Source organism: Pseudochrobactrum sp. B5 (assembly GCF_001939785.1).
GTDB lineage: Bacteria > Pseudomonadota > Alphaproteobacteria > Rhizobiales > Rhizobiaceae > Pseudochrobactrum > Pseudochrobactrum saccharolyticum.
Window position 1 is genome coordinate 14,959 of record NZ_MOYL01000010.1, and the last position, 19,520, is coordinate 34,478.

General features: G+C 56.9%; 22 protein-coding genes and 1 pseudogene. 17 read left to right on the forward strand and 6 right to left on the reverse strand.

Features of this window, described 5'->3' with window-relative positions:
* The first annotated feature begins 109 nt into the window (after positions 1–109).
* The 14 genes and pseudogenes from BKD14_RS18185 to virB11 all read left to right on the forward strand — a co-directional run bounded on the left by BKD14_RS18185 (position 110) and on the right by virB11 (position 10,824).
* A complete protein-coding gene (locus BKD14_RS18185) occupies positions 110–691 on the forward strand; it encodes a hypothetical protein (RefSeq protein WP_012196419.1) in 582 nt (193 codons plus the stop codon).
* Position 692: 1 nt separating this feature from the next.
* Positions 693–1,391, forward strand: a complete 699-nt coding sequence (locus BKD14_RS18190; RefSeq protein ID WP_012443549.1) for a lytic transglycosylase domain-containing protein — start codon at positions 693–695, stop codon at positions 1,389–1,391.
* A 121-nt stretch (positions 1,392–1,512) separates the two neighbouring features.
* Positions 1,513–1,809, forward strand: a complete 297-nt coding sequence (gene korA, locus BKD14_RS18195) for a KorA family transcriptional regulator (RefSeq protein WP_012196420.1) — start codon at positions 1,513–1,515, stop codon at positions 1,807–1,809.
* Positions 1,775–2,080, forward strand: a complete 306-nt coding sequence (gene trwL / locus BKD14_RS18200) for a VirB2 family type IV secretion system major pilin TrwL (protein WP_031942907.1) — start codon at positions 1,775–1,777, stop codon at positions 2,078–2,080. Before korA ends, trwL begins: the two co-directional genes overlap by 35 nt.
* A 12-nt stretch (positions 2,081–2,092) precedes the next feature.
* Positions 2,093–2,407 carry a VirB3 family type IV secretion system protein gene (locus tag BKD14_RS18205; RefSeq protein WP_012196422.1) on the forward strand — a complete coding sequence of 105 codons (315 nt, stop codon included), beginning with the start codon at positions 2,093–2,095 and terminating at the stop codon, positions 2,405–2,407.
* Positions 2,408–2,409: 2 nt separating this feature from the next.
* The gene (locus tag BKD14_RS18210) at positions 2,410–4,881 is read left to right on the forward strand and encodes a VirB4 family type IV secretion/conjugal transfer ATPase (RefSeq protein ID WP_012196423.1); all 2,472 of its coding nucleotides are present in this window, start codon (positions 2,410–2,412) and stop codon (positions 4,879–4,881) included.
* Complete coding sequence (gene virB5 / locus BKD14_RS18215; RefSeq protein ID WP_012196424.1) at positions 4,878–5,567, forward strand: P-type DNA transfer protein VirB5; 690 nt, start codon at positions 4,878–4,880, stop codon at positions 5,565–5,567. Before BKD14_RS18210 ends, virB5 begins: the two co-directional genes overlap by 4 nt.
* Positions 5,564–5,794 carry an EexN family lipoprotein gene (locus tag BKD14_RS18220; protein WP_012196425.1) on the forward strand — a complete coding sequence of 77 codons (231 nt, stop codon included), beginning with the start codon at positions 5,564–5,566 and terminating at the stop codon, positions 5,792–5,794. Before virB5 ends, BKD14_RS18220 begins: the two co-directional genes overlap by 4 nt.
* A gap of 13 nt (positions 5,795–5,807) precedes the next feature.
* Positions 5,808–6,638 (forward strand): annotated as a pseudogene (locus BKD14_RS18225) (type IV secretion system protein); the annotation flags it as partial.
* 310 nt (positions 6,639–6,948) lie between these two features.
* Positions 6,949–7,092 carry a trwH protein gene (locus tag BKD14_RS18230; protein WP_012196427.1) on the forward strand — a complete coding sequence of 48 codons (144 nt, stop codon included), beginning with the start codon at positions 6,949–6,951 and terminating at the stop codon, positions 7,090–7,092.
* Positions 7,089–7,784 carry a VirB8/TrbF family protein gene (locus BKD14_RS18235; protein WP_012196428.1) on the forward strand — a complete coding sequence of 232 codons (696 nt, stop codon included), beginning with the start codon at positions 7,089–7,091 and terminating at the stop codon, positions 7,782–7,784. Before BKD14_RS18230 ends, BKD14_RS18235 begins: the two co-directional genes overlap by 4 nt.
* Positions 7,785–7,794: 10 nt before the next feature.
* Positions 7,795–8,595 (forward strand): P-type conjugative transfer protein VirB9, encoded by an 801-nt coding sequence (gene virB9 / locus BKD14_RS18240; RefSeq protein ID WP_012196429.1) that lies wholly within the window; start codon positions 7,795–7,797, stop codon positions 8,593–8,595.
* Entirely contained in the window at positions 8,595–9,782 is a 1,188-nt protein-coding gene (virB10, locus tag BKD14_RS18245) for a type IV secretion system protein VirB10 (protein WP_012196430.1), read from the forward strand. Before virB9 ends, virB10 begins: the two co-directional genes overlap by 1 nt.
* The gene (virB11, locus tag BKD14_RS18250; protein WP_012196431.1) at positions 9,748–10,824 is read left to right on the forward strand and encodes a P-type DNA transfer ATPase VirB11; all 1,077 of its coding nucleotides are present in this window, start codon (positions 9,748–9,750) and stop codon (positions 10,822–10,824) included. The genes virB10 and virB11 overlap by 35 nt, the downstream gene beginning before the upstream one ends.
* An 82-nt stretch (positions 10,825–10,906) precedes the next feature.
* On the opposite strand, the gene mobF is transcribed toward virB11, so the two are convergent.
* Genes mobF through BKD14_RS18265 form a run of 3 tightly spaced genes read right to left on the reverse strand, consistent with a single transcriptional unit; the run spans position 10,907 to position 15,697 of the window.
* Complete coding sequence (mobF, locus tag BKD14_RS18255; RefSeq protein WP_012196432.1) at positions 10,907–13,807, reverse strand: MobF family relaxase; 2,901 nt, start codon at positions 13,805–13,807, stop codon at positions 10,907–10,909.
* Entirely contained in the window at positions 13,807–15,330 is a 1,524-nt protein-coding gene (locus tag BKD14_RS18260) for a type IV secretion system DNA-binding domain-containing protein (protein ID WP_012196433.1), read from the reverse strand. The genes mobF and BKD14_RS18260 overlap by 1 nt, the downstream gene beginning before the upstream one ends.
* 1 nt (position 15,331) lies before the next feature.
* Positions 15,332–15,697 carry a hypothetical protein gene (locus tag BKD14_RS18265; protein ID WP_012196434.1) on the reverse strand — a complete coding sequence of 122 codons (366 nt, stop codon included), beginning with the start codon at positions 15,695–15,697 and terminating at the stop codon, positions 15,332–15,334.
* A gap of 453 nt (positions 15,698–16,150) precedes the next feature.
* On the opposite strand from BKD14_RS18265, the gene BKD14_RS18270 reads away from it, so the two are divergent.
* Genes BKD14_RS18270 through BKD14_RS18280 form a run of 3 tightly spaced genes read left to right on the forward strand, consistent with a single transcriptional unit; the run spans position 16,151 to position 17,668 of the window.
* The gene (locus BKD14_RS18270; RefSeq protein WP_012196435.1) at positions 16,151–16,576 is read left to right on the forward strand and encodes a hypothetical protein; all 426 of its coding nucleotides are present in this window, start codon (positions 16,151–16,153) and stop codon (positions 16,574–16,576) included.
* Entirely contained in the window at positions 16,573–17,268 is a 696-nt protein-coding gene (gene stbB / locus BKD14_RS18275; protein WP_012196436.1) for a StbB family protein, read from the forward strand. The genes BKD14_RS18270 and stbB overlap by 4 nt, the downstream gene beginning before the upstream one ends.
* A 13-nt stretch (positions 17,269–17,281) precedes the next feature.
* Positions 17,282–17,668 carry a hypothetical protein gene (locus BKD14_RS18280; protein ID WP_012196437.1) on the forward strand — a complete coding sequence of 129 codons (387 nt, stop codon included), beginning with the start codon at positions 17,282–17,284 and terminating at the stop codon, positions 17,666–17,668.
* A gap of 153 nt (positions 17,669–17,821) precedes the next feature.
* Here the strand turns inward: BKD14_RS18280 and BKD14_RS18285 are convergent, their stop codons facing one another.
* From BKD14_RS18285 to BKD14_RS18295, 3 genes are all read right to left on the reverse strand, one after another.
* Positions 17,822–18,073 (reverse strand): hypothetical protein, encoded by a 252-nt coding sequence (locus BKD14_RS18285; RefSeq protein WP_012196438.1) that lies wholly within the window; start codon positions 18,071–18,073, stop codon positions 17,822–17,824.
* 147 nt (positions 18,074–18,220) lie between these two features.
* On the reverse strand, positions 18,221–18,874 hold the full coding sequence (locus tag BKD14_RS19220; RefSeq protein WP_012196439.1) for a hypothetical protein: 654 nt from the start codon (positions 18,872–18,874) through the stop codon (positions 18,221–18,223).
* A 15-nt stretch (positions 18,875–18,889) separates the two neighbouring features.
* Positions 18,890–19,162, reverse strand: coding sequence for a hypothetical protein (locus BKD14_RS18295; RefSeq protein WP_012443531.1), 273 nt, complete (start codon positions 19,160–19,162; stop codon positions 18,890–18,892).
* Between the last annotated feature and the right edge of the window lie 358 nt (positions 19,163–19,520).

Consider the following 19,520-nt stretch of genomic DNA (forward strand, 5'->3'; position numbering starts at 1 on the left):
GATTGCGACCGTATTGCTTGACAGCCTTCGGCCTTCCTGTCATCATCAATCAAAATTGCAATTTTGACAACTATCTCACTCCCAAGGAGGTTACACCGTGAACCGAAAAATGACCGTCGTTTCAGCCTCTCTTGTAGGTGCATTGTCACTTTTCAGTCAAACTGCAAAGGCTGATGACTGGGGTTGTCAGGTTCTATTGTGCCTGTCAGACCCGCGTGGGCCAACCACGGAAAGCGAATGCAAACCGCCAATCCATAAGCTGTGGGATCACTTGCGAAAGGGCAAGCCGTTCCCGAGCTGCGCTATGGCGACCAACTCGCGCACTGGAAAACGCAGTTATGCGCAGTTGGTATATGACCCCTATGACCCGTGCCCGGACGGCACGAAGCCAGCAGGGGGATATATCGCGCAATCTCAATCGGCCGACCGTAAAGACTGGCGTCGGCTCCAATATGCCTTCTCCACGCATGGCCGTCGCTACGATAGCGGCGGGGCATGGAATATGTACGAAGGTAATGGGCCACGTGCCTGCGTCGGCAATCACCTTGGCAGCTATTCGGTCTATCGGGGCAATGACGACAGCAACATCTCGGTACAAGTCTATGACCAAGTTGTGTGGCAACAGCCACAAAACCCACGAGCTATCGACGTTTTCATAGACGAAGCATTCCATCATCGGGTGCGGTACTGATATGGCACTGGCAGAGTTCGCGGTGATCGCTGCCATGTGCGCGCCCGCTATCCATCCGACAACGCTTTCGGCGGTTGTGACGCAAGAATCTCGGGGCAATATCTACGCCATCGGGATTAACGGCGATCACAAATTGCCGCGTCAGCCGCAAACGCTTGAAGAAGCCATTGCGACCGCCGAACAGCTCCGCCGTGATGGGTACAACTTCGATGCGGGCCTCGGTCAGATCAACATCAAAAATCTGGAATGGCTCGGCATGTCTATCGCCGACCTGTTCGACCCGTGCAAGAACCTGAAAGGGGCGCAAACCGTATTGCTCGACTGCTACGAAAGGGCAGTGCCGCGATACGGCGACGGCCAGGGCGCATTGCAGGCGGCTTTGAGCTGCTACAACACGGGCAATTTCCAGCGCGGATTCTCCAATGGCTATGTGCAGAAAGTGGCTTCTCATGTTGGCGTAACGGTGCCTGCGCTTGAGCCGGTATCTGGTGGGACACAAGAACCGGCCAAGCTGCAAGCGGTGCCCAAGGGTGCGGCGCGTTTAGCTCCGGCACAAACGAAGCCACGGGAAGGGCTTGCAGATGCCTTCTCTCATGAGGCGAGCGGTGTACGTGACGCATTTAATGCAAGCGACGCCTTTTCGGAGAATGAAGAAGAAGAAAAGGAGGTGAAGGCAACTGCCGCCGTTGATCAAAATTGAAAATTTGATAGCATCAAGATTGCAATTTTGATATAATACGGTGGTCGAAATTCAATGGAGAATTTTAGGCCCTGACTGATAAACTTGAAACGATTAAACATGCGATCAAGGGCCAACCAAAATGAGAGCTATAGAACAGCAAAGCGTTGATAAAGCCTTTAGTCAAAGGGCTGTGCGCGAAGTAACAGTCGTGAAGCGTTCGGAAAAGGAATGGTACTTCACGTTTGTTGCGGATGATCCGGTGACAAAAAAGCCAGTCACCTACGCGCTTCTTACTCAACGGGGCAAATTGAGAACTTGGGCTGACCCAAGACACCTTTTTAATTTTCTGCGCGAAAGGGGCGTTACTCATGGCAACTTCAATCTTGACGAGGAAAACAAACATGAAGAACCTGAACTACCTCCGGGCGAAAGCTAACGGAAAGCTGGCCGCGATTTTTGGAGCAATAGCGGCCATGCTCACCGCTCAACCGGCGGCGGCTCAAGGATTGGAAAAGGCGAGGAGCGTCCTCGAAACATTGCAGCAGGAACTTACGACGATTGTGCCCATTGCGGCCGCTGTCATCCTGCTCTGCCTCGGCATCGCATACGCGGGCCGATTCATCGAAAAGGATACGTTTGTGCGGTGGTCTATCGGCGTCATCATTGCCGGTTCCGCCGTCCAGATTACGGCCATGCTGTTTACCTAAAGGGGGACAGTCATGAAGCCGCCACAGCAGCAGCACGAAGCGTTCCCCCTGTTCAAGGGGGCAACGCGACTTCCAACGATTTGGGGCGTGCCGATGATTCCGCTAATGGCAATGGTCATGGGCGTGGCCGTCATAGCGTTGACGGTCAGCATCTGGTGGTGGGCGCTTGTGCCGCCGCTGTGGTTCATCATGGCCCAAATCACGAAGAACGACGACAAGGCGTTCCGTATCTGGTGGTTGTGGATTGATACCAAGTTCCGCAACCGCAACAAGGGCTTTTGGGGCGCATCGTCGTATAGCCCCGCTAACTACCGAAAAAGGAGATAGGCATGGGGGCAATTGAATCCCGCAAGCTCCTGGCTTCGGAGACGCCGGTAGGCCAGTTCATTCCATACTCGCACCACGTTACTGACACGATCATTTCCACGAAAAACGCGGAATACCTGTCGGTTTGGAAGATTGACGGCCGTTCCCATCAAAGCGCCTCGGAGGCTGATGTTTTCCAGTGGATTCGGGAGCTGAACAATACACTGCGCGGTATTTCCTCGGCGAACCTGTCGCTATGGACGCACATCGTGCGCCGCCGCGTCTATGAGTACCCCGATGCCGAGTTTGACAACGTGTTTTGCCGTCAACTCGATGAGAAATACCGGGAGAGCTTCACCGGCTATAACCTGATGGTGAATGACCTCTATCTGACGGTTGTTTACCGGCCTGTGTCCGACAAGGTGTTGTCGTTCTTTGCCAAGCGGGAGCGCGAAACGCCCGACCAAAAGAAGCATCGGCAAGAGTCCTGCATCAAGGCATTGGAGGACATAAACCGTACCTTGGGCCAGTCATTCAAACGGTACGGGGCCGAGCTGCTTAGTGTCTATGAAAAGGGCGGCCATGCCTTTTCAGCGCCGCTAGAATTTCTGGCCCGCTTGGTCAATGGCGAGCATATCCCCATGCCGATTTGCCGCGACCGTTTTTCGGATTACATGGCCGTGAATCGGCCCATGTTCTCGAAGTGGGGCGAAGTAGGGGAGCTGCGTTCCCTTACCGGCCTGCGCCGCTTCGGGATGCTGGAAATCCGCGAGTACGACGACGCGACCGAACCCGGCCAACTCAATGTATTGCTGGAAAGTGATTACGAATTTGTGCTGACGCATAGTTTCTCGGTTCTGTCGCGGCCTGCCGCGAAGGAATATTTGCAGCGGCACCAAAAGAACCTGATTGATGCCCGTGATGTGGCAACCGATCAGATTGAGGAAATTGACGAAGCCCTGAACCAGCTCATCAGTGGGCATTTCGTCATGGGCGAGCATCATTGCACCCTGACGGTTTACGGTGAGACGGTGCAGCAAGTGCGCGATAACTTGGCGCACGCGAGCGCTGCCATGCTTGATGTGGCTGTGCTGCCCAAGCCGGTCGATCTGGCTTTGGAAGCGGGATATTGGGCGCAACTGCCTGCTAACTGGCAATGGCGGCCGCGTCCAGCTCCGATCACGTCGCTTAACTTCCTGTCGTTTTCGCCCTTCCATAATTTCATGTCGGGCAAGCCGACTGGAAACCCTTGGGGGCCTGCGGTCACGATTCTCAAGACCGTGAGCGGAACGCCGCTCTACTTCAACTTCCACGCCTCCAAGGAAGAAGAAGATGCGACCGATAAGCGCCTGCTCGGTAACACCATGCTCATCGGGCAATCAAGCTCCGGTAAAACGGTGCTGCTCGGCTTCCTGCTGGCCCAAGCGCAAAAATTCAAGCCGACGATTGTTGCCTTTGACAAAGATCGCGGCATGGAAATCTCGATCAGGGCAATGGGTGGCCGGTATCTGCCGCTTAAAACCGGCGAGCCAAGCGGGTTCAACCCGTTTCAGCTCCCGCCGACGCACGCAAACCTGATTTTCCTCAAACAGTTCGTGAAGAAGCTCGCGGCTGCCGGTGGCGAGGTCACGCACCGGGACGAGGAAGAAATCGACCAGGCCATTACGGCAATGATGAGTGACAGTATCGACAAGTCGCTACGGCGCTTGTCGTTGCTGCTGCAATTCCTGCCTAACCCGCGCTCGGACGACATGGACGCTCGCCCGACCGTCCATGCGCGATTGGTGAAGTGGTGCGAGGGTGGCGATTATGGCTGGCTGTTCGACAACCCGACTGATGCCCTCGATCTATCAACGCACCAAATTTACGGGTTCGACATTACCGAGTTCTTGGACAACCCCGAAGCGCGTACACCGGTCATGATGTACCTGCTGTATCGCACGGAAAGCATGATCGACGGTCGCCGGTTCATGTACGTGTTTGACGAGTTCTGGAAGCCCTTGCAGGACGAGTATTTCGAGGATTTGGCAAAGAACAAGCAAAAGACCATCCGTAAGCAAAACGGCATCTTTGTATTCGCCACGCAGGAGCCGAGCGACGCCTTGGAAAGCAACATTGCCAAGACGCTCATTCAGCAATGCGCGACCTACATTTTCCTCGCTAACCCCAAGGCGGATTACGAGGATTACACGCAAGGTTTCAAGCTGACTGACTCGGAATTTGAGCTTGTTCGGGGCCTTGGTGAGTTCAGCCGCCGGTTCCTGATAAAGCAGGGCGACCAATCGGCGCTTGCCGAAATGAATCTCGGTAAGTTCCGCACGATTGTCGATGGTGAGACGGTCGAGCGTGACTTTGATGATGAGCTGCTTGTGCTGTCGGGCACGCCAGACAATGCCGAAATTGCCGAAAGCATTATTGCCGAAGTCGGAGACGACCCGGCGGTGTGGTTGCCGATCTTCCTAGACCGTGTGAAAGCCGAAAGGAGCGACGTATGAAGAAGCTGGTTATGACGGCGGCGGTGGCCGCCATTCTTGGGGCGGCAAGCCCTGTAATGGCCCAGGGTATTCCTGTTTTCGACGGCACGCGGGCACTAGATTTTGTCCAACAGTTTGCCCGCATGAAAGAACAGCTCGACACGGCCAAAGATCAGCTCGCCGAAGCGCAGCGCATGTATGAGGCCGTCACGGGTGGCCGTGGTCTTGGGGATTTGATGCGCAATGCGCAACTCCGCGAATATCTGCCGGATGATTTGCGCACTGTCTATGACTCGGCCAATGGTGGCGGGTATTCGGGCATTTCTGGCTCGATCAATGACATTCTGCGGGATGAGCGCCTTAACGGCTCCGTGGCCGATATGCGCCGCTCTATCGAGGAACGTAGCCGCACGGCGGCGGCAACCGACAAGGCCGTTGGCCTGCGGGCCTACGAAGGGGCACAGCAACGCCTCGCGCAGATTGAAGGGCTGATGGATGAAATTAGCCGTACCCAAGACCAAAAGGCCATTGAAGAATTGCAAGCCCGTATCGCGGGCGAGCAAGCCGCTATCCAGAACGAAACGACGAAGCTGCAAATGATCGCGCAACTGCGGCAAGCAGAACAGGCGTTGATTTCGGAGCAACGACGCGAGCGCAACATGCGCATCCTGAGTAGTGGAAACCAAGGAATGCCGACTATCCAATGAAAAAGATACTCGTACCCCTGTTGATGGTGTCGGCTCTGTCCGCTTGCAAGGACGAGCCGACGCATGACGTTCAATACTATCTCGACAACCCCAAGGAACGCACCGAGAAAATTGCCGAGTGCAAGAACAATCCCGGTGAAAAAGCCCTTGCAGCAAACTGCGTGAACGCAACCGAAGCGCAGCGCAAGGCCATGTTCCAAGGCGACGGGATGCCAAAAATCCGGTAGGGAGGAAATTGCCGTGGCCTTCGAGCTGTTCACACCGCTTTTCAACAAGATTGACCAGACAACGGCAACGTATGTCACGGACATTTCCTCGCGGGCAATCGCTGCTATCACGCCGGTTGTTTCGGTGGGTTTGACCCTTGGCTTCATTACCTATGGCTGGCTCATTATTCGGGGCGCGGTGGAAATGCCGGTGGCGGAATTTCTCAACCGCTGCCTACGAATAGGCATCATCGTGTCAATTGCCCTGGCCGGTGGTTTGTATCAAGGCGAAATCGCTAATGCCATTACCACGGTGCCGGATGAGCTGGCTTCGGCCCTGCTCGGAAATCCGACACAAGGGGCGTCGGCGGCCGCGTTGGTTGACCAGTCGGCGCAACAAGGGTTTGACCGGGCAAGCGAGGCGTTTGAGGAAGCGGGGTTCTTCAGCTCTGACGGCCTGCTCTATGGATTGTTCGGCATCATCATTCTGCTGGCTACGGGCCTGCTGGCCGCGATAGGCGGCGCGTTTTTGCTTCTTGCGAAGATTGCCCTTGCTCTGCTGGCAGGGCTTGGGCCGCTGTTTATCCTCGCCCTGATCTGGCAGCCGACGCACCGCTTTTTCGATCAATGGGCACAACAGGTTTTGAACTATGGCCTGCTGATTGTGCTCTTTGCGGCTGTGTTCGGGCTGCTGATGCAGATATTCGGGAGTTACATGGCCGATCTGCGGTTTGATGGCGCGCAAAACGTCGCCTACGCGATTGGCGGCTCCGTCATCCTCTCGATTGTCTCCATCGTGCTGCTGATGCAATTGCCAAGCATTGCCAGCGGGTTAGCCGGTGGCATTGGCCTTGGCTATATGTGGGAATTGCGCTCGATGCGCAGCGGTGCGGGTGCCGCTATGCGTGGTGGCCGCGCTATGGCCCGTGGGGCAAGAGCTGCGCCCGGTGCAGCACGTGGCGCGGCGGTTGGTGCCGCCAATATGGCGAAAACCGTTGCTACCGGCGGCGCCGGTGTAGCACGGGCAGCCGCCGGTTACTTCCGGGGACGCAAAGCAGGGTAGTTGTCAGGGTGTAAAGCGGCGGTTTTATACCGCCCCTTTACACATCAAAATTGCAATCCTGATACGAAACTGTTAGACTCGGTTCTACAGCCGAGAAAGGAGAGGTGTTGACGTGAAAACCATCATTTTTGCAATTTTGATGACGGGGCTATTGTCGGCGTGTGCATCGGCTCCCAAGCCGAAGCAGCCGAGTGATTTCAACCGGGAGCCGGTCAACAAGACGGTGCCCGTGGAAATTCAGCGAGGGGCACTATGAGCAAGAAGCAACCAAAACCGGTCAAGGCAGAACAGCTCAAAAGCTACTATGAGGAAAGCCGTGGCTTGGAACGGGATTTGATTGGCGAGTTCGTCAAATCGCGCAAGACCGCTTGGCGGGTGGCAACGGCGAGCGGCCTTTTCGGCCTGCTTGGCATGGTGTGTGGAATTGTCGGGTTCTCCCAACCGGCTCCCGCGCCCTTGGTGCTTCGGGTGGATAACGCCACGGGTGCCGTCGATGTGGTGACGACGCTGCGCGAGCATGAGTCCAGCTATGGCGAAGTGGTCGATACGTACTGGCTCAATCAGTACGTGCTCAATCGCGAAGCCTACGACTACAACACAATCCAAATGAACTATGACACGACGGCGCTATTGAGCGCCCCGGCGGTTCAGCAGGATTACTACAAGCTCTTTGACGGCTCGAATGCGCGTGATCGGGTCTTGGGGAACAAAGCCCGCATTACCGTTCGGGTGCGCTCCATCCAACCTAATGGCCGCGGCCAAGCGACGGTGCGCTTTACGACGCAACAGCACAACAGCAATGGCACGGTCGAAGCTCCGCAACATCAGATAGCGACGATTGGCTATACCTACATCGGTGCGCCGATGCGTTCATCTGATCGGTTGCTTAACCCTCTTGGTTTCCAGGTCACAAGCTATCGCGCTGACCCGGAAATACTCAATAACTGAGGGGGGCACCATGAAGAAACTAGCTATCGTTGCATTGCTGGCCTCGCTTCATGCGGTGCCCGCTTTGGCCCTCGATGTGCCGTCCAGCTCGCGTTACGACCATCGGATTCGATACGTGACGTACAACCCGGCTGATGTGGTGCAGGTCGATACCGTTCTTGGTGTCGCAACACACATCATGCTTGAGGAAGGTGAGCAATATCTGACGCATGCCTTTGGCGATTCCGAAGCCTATGCCTTTGCCCGGAAGGGGCGGCATATTTTTATCAAGCCGCAGGCCGAGCTAGCCAATACCAACCTCATCGTCGTGACTGACCGACGCAGCTACAAATTCCGTTTGCAAATGCGGAATGACCGCAATGGGGCCATGTATGAGCTGGCTTTCCGTTATCCCGATACGCAGGCCCGGCAAACTCGGGAAGCGAACGCACGGGCCGCTGTCGAGGCTGCATTCGAGCAACGTGTAGGGGCCTATTACAACCTCAAATACATGATGAGCGGCGACAAGGACATTGCGCCGGTCAACGCTTGGGATGATGGGCGTTTCACCTACTTCAAGTTCTCTGCCAATGCCGATTTGCCGTCGATCTACTTTGTGGATGCGGAAGGCAATGAAAGCCTTGTGCCGCGCACTACGGTTGGCTCGTCCAACAACATCATTGCCGTTCACAAGGTCAATCCCAAGTGGATGATTCGACTTGGTAACCGCGCCTTGGCGATCTTCAATGAAGCGTATGACCCCAATGGTGTGCCGAATGACACTGGCACAGCCTCCCCGGCGGTTCGTCGCGTCAACAAAGGAGGCAACTAATGTTCGGTCGCAAGAAAGGAGACGTAATCGACGCGGGCGCGGAACTGGAACGCGCCGAGCAGGAACGTATCGAGGGCGAATATGGCGCTTCCGAGCTGGCTTCGGAACGTCGCCCGCATACTCCCGGTGCTCGCACGCTGCTTATGGTGCTGCTGTGCGTGATTGCCGTGGTGCTGGTGACGCTCTCATACAAGGCGTACAAAGTGCGCGGGGTTGTCGAGGATGACGACGCGCAGCCGCAACAGGTCGTGCGCCAAGTCATTCCGGGTTATACGCCGCGTCCAATCCGACCCGAGCCGGAAAACGTACCTGAACCGCCGCAACCGACTACATCGGTTCCAGCGATTCAGCCCGCGCCGGTAACGCAGCCAGTGCGCCCGCAACCGACCGGCCCGCGTGAAAAAACGCCCTATGAGCTGGCCCGCGAACGCATGTTGCGCTCTGGCCTGACGGCGGGCAGCGGTGGCGGTGAGGATCTTCCTCGGCCGCAAGGCGGCGATGTGCCTGCCGGTGGTCTGATGGGTGGCGGTGGTGGCGGCGGTGAGCTGGCCGAAAAGCTGCAACCGATGCGCCTTTCGGGTTCAAGTGCTGGCCGCCTTGGCAACCGTGACATGCTGATAACGCAGGGAACGCAGCTCGATTGCGTGCTTGAAACGCGCCTTGTGACGACGCAACCCGGCATGACTACCTGCCATCTGACGCGGGACGTTTACTCGACCAGTGGCCGCGTAGTGCTGCTTGATCGTGGCTCTAAAGTCGTCGGGTTCTATCAAGGCGGGCTGCGGCAAGGCCAAGCGCGAATCTTTGTGCAGTGGTCGCGGATTGAAACGCCCTCCGGTGTCGTCATCAACCTAGATTCTCCCGGTACTGGCCCGCTTGGCGAAGCTGGTTTGGGTGGCTGGATTGATCGGCATTTTTGGGAGCGTTTCGGCGGTGCCATCATGATTAGCTTGATCGGTGATTTGGGCGATTGGGCAAGCCGTCAAGGCAGTCGCCAAGGCGATAACTCTATCCAGTTTTCCAACACTGCGAACGGGGTGGAATCGGCTGCTGCGGAAGCTCTGCGCAACTCGATCAACATTCCGCCCACTCTGTATAAAAACCAAGGCGAGCGGGTGAATATCCTCGTCGCCCGTGATCTGGATTTCAGCGATGTCTACAGTCTCGAAAGCATCCCCACTAAGTAGCGGGAACCGCGTCGGGAAAGATCAGGCCGTGGCGCAACTCCTGCGCCCGCTTGATCGGTTTCTCGATGCGCCGGAGGTTACGGAACTGTCCATTTGCCGCCCTGGAGAGGTTTGGACAAAAACCTTTGAAGGCTGGCAGGTGCATGAGGTGCCGGAGCTTACCGAACCCTTCTTGCAGGCGCTTATCACGGCCATCATCGTTTATAACGGGGTGGCTCCAAAAAGCGTCAACTATGTTGTACTTCCCGGCGGGCAGCGTGGAACGATCGCGCAAGCGCCCGCCGTGATTGACGGCACGCTGTCTTTCCTCATCCGCAAACACTCCCTTGTCGTCAAGACACTGGAAGAACTCGATGCGGAAGGCGCGTTCGATACCTTTACCGATGTGAGCTTTAACAAGCCCTCGGCCGAAGAAGCGAACCACTATCTGACGGTGCAGGACTTCACGCGATTGGAGCCGTTCGAGGTTGAGCTATTGAAGCTCAAGCGCGACGGCACTATCCGCGAATTTCTCGAAAAGTGCGTGCTCTACAAGCGCAACATCATCATCGCGGGCAAGACCGGCTCGGGCAAAACCACGTTTGCCCGGTCGTTGATTGAAAAAGTGCCGCCCGAGGAACGCATCATCACGATTGAAGATGTGCACGAGCTTTTCTTGCCGAACCATCCGAACCGGGTTCACATGCTCTATGGCTACGGTGCGGGCCGGGTGTCGGCCGACGAGTGCTTGGCCGCGTGTATGCGCCAGTCACCCGACCGCATCTTTCTGGCCGAGCTGCGCGGCAATGAGGCTTGGGAATACCTCAATTCACTGAACACCGGGCATCCCGGCTCGATCACGACGACGCACGCGAACAATGCTTTGCAGACATTCGAGCGGTGCGCCACACTCATCAAGAAATCCGATGTGGGCCGTCAGCTCGAAATGGAAATGATAAAGCTGGTGCTCTACACGACAATTGACGTTGTGCTGTTCTTCAAAGATCGGAAGCTGGTCGAAGTGTTCTATGACCCGATCTTTTCCAAGTCCAAGATGGCTTAGCCGCCCTCCCCTCCCCTCGGCTGTATCGGGGAACCGGCAAGAAAGCCCGTAGCACGCGCTACGGGCTTTTTCTTGTCCCTGCTTACCTTCCGGCCTCCATGCCGCGCTCGGCTTCTCTGGCGGCCTTCTGCCGATCATGCGCGGGCTGTTGCGTCTGCCGGTTGCGCTCTGCTTCGCGCTGTTGCTCCCTCTGGCGCTCTGCTGCGGCGCTACGGCCTCCCCGGTCGCGGGCGAGGTCATGCGCGGCGCTCTTGATGTTTTCCCGCGCAATGGCGGCGGGCAGCTTGCCCCGGTCGTTCGTGAAAACCCGTGCCTCAAAACGGGCGCGGGAAATCGCCACATAGTAAACGTCCTTGGCCGTGGTACGGCTCTCGGCATGGGCGTCGATCAACACCCGATCAGACGTTAGCCCTTGGCTGCTGTGAACAGTCGTCGCATAGGCATGATCGACGTGCAGCGGCTTATCGGTGGGCAGCTCGACGTTTCGCTTTCCGTCCGTCACGGTGACTTTCCGATCTTCAACCGCGACAACTTTCATTCGGTCGCCGTTAGCCAGGTCAAGGTGTTTGTCGTTTCGCGTGATGCGTATTGTGTCGCCAACGGCCAGCTCGGCCCGCTCCGGCTGATAGACCGAAATCTTTGTGTGTGTCATGGGGCTGAACTGGATTCGTTGGCCGTCATGCTCGCCGATAACGGTTAGCCGGTTTCCCGGCCCGGTTTCGACTACGCGGTACAACTCGCCACGCTGCAAGCCGGTTTTGGCATAGTCCCGCTCTGGCTGGATGACATGCCCGACTTGGTAGTTTTTCGAGTGGCGGCGCTCGGCCTGCGTCGTGTCCACGCGCACAAGGGTATCGAACTCGATGCCCTTCCCTGCCGTTCCCAAGCCCTCGCGCACGATCTGATTGATTTCACGGCGTGCCTCGTTGGTGCCCGATACAATCAGCGTCCGGTCGCGCTCGTCTGGCTTGAGCGCGATATATGCCTCGGCCACGGCCGCCCTACGTTCATGATGGTTTTTGATTTCCGTTACGTCTTTGATGCGCTCTAGCGAGCTGCTTGCCTTGCCTGCTGCGGCCAGCTCGACGGCGATTTTCAGCTCGGGGTTCTTCTGGCGCTGAATCTCCCGCATGTGCGCGGTCTGCATCCCGGCGGCCTGTAGCTGGTCGAAAGGTCGGCCCGCCTCGATGGCCTTGGTTTGCGCGGTATCACCCATAAGCACAACACGCGCCCCGGCCTTCTCTGCCAGCTTTAGCGTTTGCTCCATCAAGCGCGTTGGAACAACGCCCGCCTCGTCAATGACAAGCACGGTGCGGCTGTCGATGTTCTTATCCTTGGCCCGGAGAAACGATGCCAAGGTGTTCGCCTCAACGTTCAACTCGCGCAATGCTTTGACCTGACTGCCATAGGGCGCCAGTGCGCGAACGTGATAACCCTCGCCCTCGATCATTTGCTTGGCGGTATCAAGCATGTGGCTCTTGCCGGTTCCCGCAAAACCCTGCACACCGACAACCCGGTTGGCAGCCGAAACGATCAACTCGGCCGCTTCGCGCTGGCCTTGGTTTAGATTCGTGCTGGCAAGCCGCTCGCGGGCGGCCTCGGCGGCAATGACCGGCGCAACTGCGCCGCGTCCGTCACGTTCGATCTGCAAGATGCGTTTCTCGCGCTCAAGCGCCGTTTGTGTGGTGTAACGCGGTTCTATCGGTACAAGCCCGCCGGTCTTGATGGCGTTATCGACGCGCTCGCGTGCTGCGCCTTGCTTCATGCCCTTAGCGGCCAGCTCTGCAACCCACTCGGCGCGGGTCTTGCCGGGTTCATCCGTTGGCCCGGTCTGCCCGCCTGGGCGATAGCGCGGGGCTTCTCGAATGAGGTAGCCGGTTTCGGTCTGACGCAAAAGCTCCTTCTGAATGTCCTCTAACCGGGCTGCGCCTACGGCATGCTTCATGGCCGTATCGACAAGCTCGCGCTCGTCCATGACTGATTGCCGCTCTGTCAGATGGTTGATGGCATAGCGAACGGCCCGCTTGGCCGCCTCGTCGGAAGGCATGAATGAATGGGCCTGTTTTTCTGAACCGCCCTTCTCCCGGCCTGACCATTCCCGGCGGCTGAAATCTATGCCGAGTTCTTTTGCCGTGGCTTGCCATTCAGCCCGCAATGCCTCCCGGTCTACCGAAGTTTTCTTAGCACGGCTCAAAACCTTGGCCGCCTGTTTCTGTTCCAAAGATACGCTATTAGGGTCAAGACCACGGGCGGCATACCATTCGGCAATCTGTTCCGTGCGTTTGCTGAATCCCTCGATTTGCTGTCGGTCGATGTGTGCTAGGTCGAAATTACCGTCTTTGCCGTACCGAAGCTGATAACCGAGCTTTTGCAGTTCGTGGGCCAGCTCCGCGTTATAGACGGCTCCAAGGTAGCGCGTAGCCTTCACAATCTCGTCGTTTTTCAACGCCCGCCATTGGCCGTCACTACGTTTGGTCATGTTGAGAATGACCGCGTGCGTATGTAGCTGCGGATCGCGCTCGCGGCTTGTCTCATGGCGAAATTTACCGATGACCAAATTCCCGGTCGTCTCGATGCGGGTCTTGCCTTGTATCTTTTGGCGGGCCTGTGCGCGGGCTTCGGCCTGCTCCAAGGTGCGAGCAACTGCGCGGTCGTGCGCTTTGATGATTTCAGCATCGCCCGCAACAAGGGCTTGAAGCGATACGCTCTTGGGCGCGCTGAATGTGAGGTCAAGGCCGATGCGCTCTTTGCTGTCCTGTCGAGTAGCCGAGCGCATGATGCGGTGGCCCTCGCCGATATTCCCGGCCAGCAGCTCGCGGAACCGTTTGCTGTCCACCTCCCCACTCAAGCCGAGTTCTTCCGCACCCTTCCCCTGCCATTCTGATGCATCGCCATCCTTGGCATAGTAATCGTCCGCGCCGTCCTCGTAATAGCTTGCAGCCCGCCCTATGTCCTGTCGGGTCAATACCATGTGACTGAGCATTAGATAGTCCCCTCAACAAAGGCCGGTTGCCGGTTTGCAAACTGCTTGATTTCAAGCGGAACCTTGGCAATTGGCCGATTACCGGCAAAGCCGACATAGGCGGTGAGGTCGGGCAAGTTGGCGATTTCCGCCGGCATCACGACGCGCTCGCGCACGCGCTCAAGCGCCCGCCCGGTGCTGTGGTGTTTGCCTGTGTTCTTGCTGTAGCGGTCGCGTTCGACTTCATGCTCGCCCAAGCTCAAACTCATGTCCTCATTGGTTTTCGGGTCGGTGCGCGAGCCGCCCAGGACAACAAGCGAGCGGAAGCTGGCCCGCAGGGTCTGCGCCTCTTTCACGCCGTACACGTCATCAAGCTGCGAGGTCGATTGCAGGCCCGCCACAACCCGAAGCCCTGCCTTTCGGCCTTTGGTGAGTGCGTCGGCCAAGCTCGCCAGCTTTTCCAGCGAAGCCAACTCGTCGATGAACAGCCACAAGCGGCGCTTGGGTTCTTCCGGTAGTGACAGAATAGACGTGCACACCACGTCAACCCATGCGGAGATCAACGGACGCAAGGCTGGCCCCATGTCCTCGCGCCACGTAATGAACAGATTGCCGCCGTTCGGGTCTTCCAGCCAACTACGAATGCTGAAATCACCGTCCGGCATGGTGACATGCTCCGGTAATTTGTCGGAAAGAACAAAGCGCGCTGAGGTCAGCGCCTTGCTCGCTTCATTCGACCCAGCAAACAAAGATTCGGCCAAAGTTCCTTCCAGAAACCCCCGCAAATCGTCAAACGTGGCGATGGTTGTCCAGTGGAACAATTCGCGCATGGAAGGCGTACCAATAAGCGCCAATTTTTTAGCTGTTTCACGTAACAGCAAGCGCCCGTAGCTGGCCCATTCCTCGGCCTCATCTGTCTTTCCGCGTGGAACAACCGACAACGCATAACGCTGCCAGTCGTAGTCATTTCGGATTTCGTTGAAGAAAGACCAACCCTTTGTACGCTGATCGTAGGGGTTCAAGATAATGTCTTTATCCCTGCCGAATTTCGACAACATATCGCCATTCGGGTCAACAATTACCATGCGGTCGCCGCGCAAAAGTCCGGTATAAGCAAGCTCACGAAGCAACACCGATTTACCCGTACCAGTGGCACCATTTACCAGCAAATGGCGCGGCTCTGCATCACGCGGCATTGGTACACCAGCAACGGTAACTTGCTTGGCTTTTTCGCGTGTCATGCGTTTGAGTTTTCCCCCACTGACGATGCGAGTTCCGCGCAAAAATCGCTTGAATGGAGCGCCGCCAAATTCGCCTTGTCCGACGCTATTCAATAGCCAGACAAACAACACTCCAACGGCCAAACCTCCAAGCGCAGAAAGCAACAAAATTGGCTTCTGTGGGGTGAGCTTCATTAGCTCCCAAAGCGCCAAAAGTTTCGGCGAACCGAGTACCTCCGTTTTCTGAACGGCGGTAATCCAAAAGATAAGCGGCAGGACAATAACGATTCCGGCGCTGACCTTTCTTTGATCGTCTGGATGCATCTCAATCCTCCTTCCCCTCCGGTGTCCAAACCTCAATGCCAAGGCGCTTCAATTCGCCCTTCACGGGCTTCATACGCTCCGGCCCTGCGATGGCCCGCAATAGCAAAAGTGTTTCGATCTGAACCGCATTCTGCCCCGGCCCGGACTGGTCGGAACGCAAGCCTGTGTCGGCCAAGTCTTCGATCACGTGATGCAGACTGACAACCTCGCGCCGAAGCGCGGCCAGCTCGCCTTGCAAGTCGTTCTCGCTCTCTAGTAGCTCCCGCAGATAGGTAGCGAGCCGCTTGCCCTTGCGGGCCGCCTCGTCCTCCAAAAGTGCCTGCTTTTCCGGGCTTAGCCGTACTTGGATGGGGTCGCCTAGTGCCATGTCCTCTCCCGTAGTGTTACTGTAGTGGTTCAATCCTAGCATTTACAAGGGGTTGCGGCAATATTGTAGTGGCATAACACTACACAGGTTTTCGTCATTGGCGTGGAAGTCATTGTAAATCAATGACTTACGCGCACCGAAAGGTGCGTATTGTCTATAGCCCAGATTTAAGGATACCAACCCGGCTTTTAAGGACGGAAACCATGCGATAACGCCAGCGTGACCCTAAAGAGGGTCAAAACTGCTCCCAATGCGCTATGCGCATTGGGTTATCGTGCAGCAATGATGCAACTATAATGCTATGATGGTGCTACAATGATGCAGAAAATGAGCTAAAACGGACGGAAACCGGGCTTGCAAGAGGGAAATAATGCATGTATGATGCAAATGTGATGCAGTCATAGGACAGCTATGATGCAGGCAAACGACCTTTAACTAACAGGAGGGCTACAAGTGAATGAAACGGACGCCCTGAAAGATCGGATTGAAAACATCCGACCTAGAATGACCCTCGCCGCGAAGCTCCGGGAATTGATGCCGGAGATTGATCGGCAGGTACGCGCAGGCGTCCAGCACGACGATATTGTCGAAACGCTGAACGCCAACGGGTTCGATGTGAACCTGAATACTTTTCGGAGTTACCTCTACCGTTATCGCAAGAAAGCGCGAGCGAGTGAGGGGCAACCGGAACCGGCACAAGCGACACCCAAGGCGGACGGCAATTCGCCTGTCGTGAGTGAAGGCCCCGGCGACGTGTCGCCTGACTTTGACGCGGATTCTTTGGCTGACGCATTGGACGCCAGAAAGCGCGATGAATTGGGCGATAAATACCTTGGCCTTAAACGGCCTATTTTTTCCAAGCGGAGTGACAACAAATGAAAGTAGCTGTGATCAATTTTTCGGGCAACGTGGGTAAGTCCACCGTGGCGCAACATCTGCTTGCTCCCCGGATGCCAAACGCTGAATTTGTAGCGGTCGAATCCATCAACGCCGATGAGGGCACGGGCGAGGTTGTTCGTGGCAAACAATTCGGCCAATTGCAGGAACAATTGCTGATGGTCGATGAGGCCGTTATCGACATTGGTGCGTCCAACGTCGAGGATTTCGTAAAGCTCATGCAGCAGTATCGTGGTTCGCATGAGGACTTCGATTATTTCGTTGTTCCTGCCGTCAAGGAAAGCAAGCAAATCAAGGACACAATTGCGACGATCAACGCGCTTTCCAAGATGGGTGTTCCCGCGAAAAAGATTCGCGTCGTGTTCAACAAGTTGGAATCTGACGAAACGGTCGAAGAAGCCTTCTATCCGCTGTTCGCCTATCACGATGACAGCAAGGCGTTCACGATCAAGCCGAAAGCCGCAATCCAGTTTAGCGAGCTGTATCACAAGCTACGCACTTATCGGGTGACTATCGAGCAACTTCTGACCGATGAAACGGACTACAAAGCAAAGCTGCGCGAAGCCAAAAACCCGGAAGAAAAGGCGCAAGCTGCCGCAATGATTTCGATGCGCCGCCTCGCCTTTTCCGCCAAAGAAAATCTCGATGCGGTCTATGCCGCTATCTCCAAGTAACGGGGGATAGCTTATGGCTGGCCCGCAAACGACACGGGAAGCCCTGATTGCCGAATTGCTCGGCGATGTGGGCGTGCTTATTGATAAAACCGACGAGCTGCGGGCCTCCTTCCCTGCCGCCGCTGATGAGGCGGCGGCAAAGGTGAAGGCGGCGGGCCAACGGGCCACCGAGGACGTCGCCACGGCGGCCACGCAACTGACCCGCGACCTCGCCACTCAAACCGAAAAGCTCCTTCAAGGCGTCCAGCAGGCCGCCAGAGAGGCACAAGCGGCGGCAAGGGTGGTTGACAGGTCTGCACGGCGTTTCGCGCTCCTAGCGACCGCTATGGGCCTTGCAGCGGGCATTGTCGGCGGGGTGTTGGCCGGTCTTGCCTTGTCGGGTTACTTCTTCGGCGCTTGAACTGGCGGCCCTGCGGGGCCGCCCCTCTCCCCCCTCACCCTCCCCGGCCTCGATGCCGCTCCGTGGCGGTGTTTAGCCAGGTCAAAAAGAAAAGGCCGCATCTGCGGCCTTCCTGCTCAATGGAAAGGGCGGGTTCCCCCGCCCTCCCCTCGGTCAAATGTGCGCGGCGGTCTTGTCGGCCATGTCCGCGAAAATCTGCGCGTACAGCTCGTTGGGAAACTCGGCGATGACTTCTTGCCGGTCGATGAAACGGCGCTTGCCGATCACGTTCCAAACCTCGACCTGTGCGGGGATCTGATGCGGTCGGGTGATCTGGCTGGCCTCGACCCGGAAGGCTTCAAACTCGCGCAAGGTTTCCGCCTTGTCGAAATAAAACAGAACCGGCGCGGTGTGTTCGTTGGTCATGTGTGACTCCTGCTTTGATGGGAAAAACGCCGGAAGGGGTTGCCGCCCCTTGGCTCCGGCGCTCGGTTGGCCGTCTGCTCAACCGATGATGCAAGTATGATGCAAACGGGGCTTTATCGTCAATAGCTGTCAATAGATCGCAGCGTTTCAAAATCCGAATGCTATTTGCCCGTTTCCTTCTTGGTAGATGGTTTGTGCCGGTCGGGTGTAATCCAGCCATGCGCGGGCCTCCCGGCCCTCGTAGAACTGGCGCGAGTCCGGCTTAATCAAGACCCGGCCCTTTTCGGCAAGGATTGCCCGCATGATGGCTTCGGCGGCTTCGTCAACTGTCATACCGCCCATTACCGGGGTGAAATGCGACCGATAGCCGGTTTCGCTGATAAACGGCAAATCGAGGTCAACGGCATGAAAGGCGAAATGGGCATACATGGAACCGTAGCCGTTGCCAAACTCGACAACGGCCCGGATGCCCTCGACTGTCATTAGAAATTCGCCCTTCTGACCCCAAAGCGGCACGGTGCCGGGTGTCGCGGCACAATGCCGCTCGACCTGATAACCGGGTGAGTCTGCATCCGCCTTGGTGCCGAAAAAGCTGTTGCCGTTCAACTTCCATATAACGGCCTCGTACCGATCGCGGGCGGCGTGCGCGGCGTCGTCGTCACAACCGACGATAGCCGCGTCATACTGCCGGATGGCCTCGGCCGCGGCGTCCATCAGCTCGCCCCGATCTTCGGGCAGTGAGGCGGCAATGACTGCCGCCTTTTCCTGCCTTTCGGTCTTGGGTTGGTGCTTTCTGCTCACGGCGTCGGCTCCGGCTCAATACTCGTGGGGCAGCATGGCTACCGTGTGCGAACGGTCGCCATCGGTCACGATCAGCACTCGCACACCGTGCGGGTGGTAAACCGACACGATGGTGCCGCACTCCTTCACGGCTTCCTCGTTGGCCTCGCGCTGCGCATCGTCCACGTCGCCCCAGTCCCCGGAAACGTGGCGGTCGATCAGCGGCCCCAGGTCGATATGCTTGTGCTTGCACAGCTCCAGCACGCCGATAGTTGCCAACATTTGCCCCAAACGAAATTTGCGCTTCATAGCTTTGACTCCTGCATTGATCTGGCCGGGCGGTTGCCGCCGCTTTCGGCCTTCGGTTGTTAATACAAGCATCGTGCATGTGTAATGCAACGATGATGCAATTATGATGCAAAGCCGGGATGCTGTCAATAGCTGTCTATAGTTTTTTATTGCTTGTTTCGTCGCATTTTGGCGGGCCTGCTTTGATTTCCGAGTGAAGGGAGCGGGCGGCGGCCGAAGGCCGACGAATAGGGCGCTTTAGCGCCCTTCATGATGGTGATCTGGCCGCCGATAGGCGGCGCATCTTCATGGCCCCGGAGCATGAAACCGGGTGCCTCGGGGTCTGCTCGTCATTCGTCGTTCGGTCGCGGTAAGCCCG